Annotated in this window: 1 protein-coding gene and 2 pseudogenes; 2 read left to right on the top strand and 1 reads right to left on the bottom strand. The window is 38.5% G+C overall.

Features of this window, described 5'->3' with window-relative positions; genetic code table 11:
• A pseudogene (locus NCCP133_RS21720) lies at positions 1-742 on the bottom strand (IS1380 family transposase); the annotation flags it as partial.
• 327 nt (positions 743-1,069) lie between these two features.
• Here NCCP133_RS21720 and NCCP133_RS21715 point away from each other — a divergent pair.
• Complete coding sequence (locus NCCP133_RS21715; protein ID WP_264807308.1) at positions 1,070-1,321, top strand: YpmP family protein; 252 nt, start codon at positions 1,070-1,072, stop codon at positions 1,319-1,321.
• A gap of 163 nt (positions 1,322-1,484) precedes the next feature.
• Positions 1,485-1,634 (top strand): annotated as a pseudogene (locus NCCP133_RS21710) (DegV family protein); the annotation flags it as partial.
• Between the last annotated feature and the right edge of the window lie 309 nt (positions 1,635-1,943).

Below are 1,943 nucleotides of genomic sequence, written 5' to 3'. Positions count from 1 at the left end.
CACGTAATACACGGATTCTTTCTCACACAAATCATATAAAGCCGGGACGGCAAAACCACTGTCGCCACGGATAAATGGTGTGGTTTCTGGGAACTTTTTGTTGTAATGTTCAATGAGTGGCTGGATGAACTCGACGACACCGTTAGAAGTATAGACATTTCCAGGCCGCAGACTGGCTTTGAGAAAATCGCCGGTCACCCTGTCAAAAGCCACTAGAGGGTGGAAGCCAACGGTTCCGTAATGGGCATTGTAAGCTGCAGACTCTTGATTTCCATAGGTATCTGAATGGGTGGAATCCAAGTCAAAGGTGACGGCTTTTGAATCCCTGAATGGATGTACTTTATCGATAAGTTCCTGGTTGGCTTGATTTAGTTCCTCGATCGATTGACGATCAAAGCGCCTAAAGAAACGGGACAGGCTTGGCTGCGAAGCTAGCGCAGCCGTACCGATGATTTGAGTAAATACAGGGTCTTTCGTCAATTGATCAGCTGCGTCATCTTCAGTATACCCAGCAATGATCTGATAAATCTTTTGGCGAAGCAAATTTTCGTTTGAATGCACGTAATAGCGCCTTTTGTCTTCCAGGTTTAAGAACTTTGCCAATGTAGTAGAAAAACCGATCTTTTCATCAAATTCCCTAAAGAGGAACTCGCCAGTATCAGACGAAAGAAAGTTCCCCTCCGTCATTTGATAGTTTAAATTGACGATTGAAATCTAGCGTTAAGTGCGGTAAAGTAGCCATTATAAGAATCCTTTCTGTTGGTTATTTCTCTCAATTTAACCTTAGCAGAAATGGATTCTTTTTTCATTTTTTAAGTGAATGCCCACTTTACGAAATAGATTGTCAGATAGCCGTTTGTAGTTGATTAGTGATTTTTGGTGAATAATTCAGGTTCTTTTTTATTTTTGCTCATTTAAGTTTTGGATGCACCTAGGTTGAATAGGCAGAACCGAACAAATGGATCTGAACGGAACTAAAAAAAAACTTGTTTGACAGCATATTCAGACACATTTCGAGCTGTACTTGGGGTATAATATAAACAAACGGGTGAAAAAGAGGATTGATATTTTGCTATTCAAAAGCCTAGAGTTCAAAAATGCTGTTGGACAGAAGGTAAAGATTGTGGAAATTCCTATTTTGGAAAAAGACAGCCCTTATTATTTTATGATCCAAGTCCGTTTACAAACCTTTATTACAGCCGTTTACGGCAATGAAAAATCATTTAGAAGCAGATCATTTAGAGAATATTTAAAAAGAGTTTTAAAATGGTCGGTGTATGAAGAAATCTTTAAAACTCCAGAATTAAAGAATAACGCCTGACACATGAGTACCGGCAGTTCGCCGGTACTCTTTTAATATATGGACAATTACTAAGCTGCAAAAGAAAGCAATAGCGACAACTTGAAGATTGAATTTTTCTTTATTGTGTAATGTGTAAGGTATAATATGAACTAATTGTTAAAGCAGGGGAAGTGAGAACTGAATGGGTAAAATTAAAATTGTAACCGATTCAACTGCTGATCTATCAAATGAAATCATTGCAGAGTTTGATATTGAAGTGGTTCCGCTATCAATCCATATTGAAGGAAATACATATTTAGACAGGGTAGACATTTCTCCCTCTGAGTTTATATAAAAGATGAAGGAAGCGAACGAACTTCCTAAAAGTTTACAGCCGCCTGCTGGGGGTCTGTGTAAAATCTTGTGTAAGTAATATTCGGCAATCTTCTCAAGGCAAGAAATAATAGGTATGAAAAAATATAAGCTGGCAATACTATAATTGCCTTTTACCATAAAACAGGATAGGGCAATGCAGAAGTGCAGCCCGAGCGGCTTTATGGCTTTTACACTAAAACGGACGGATTATACTATCCGTTTTTTTATGTCCGTTTTAGGGAAAACAAAAGCGATAAACTTCAGGGGTTTGGGGACAGAGTCCCCA

Source organism: Cytobacillus sp. NCCP-133 (assembly GCF_026011715.1).
Classification (GTDB): Bacteria; Bacillota; Bacilli; order Bacillales; family Cytobacillaceae; genus Cytobacillus.
The sequence above is the reverse complement of the archived record's forward strand: the minus strand, read 5'-3'. Positions and strand labels throughout refer to the sequence as shown.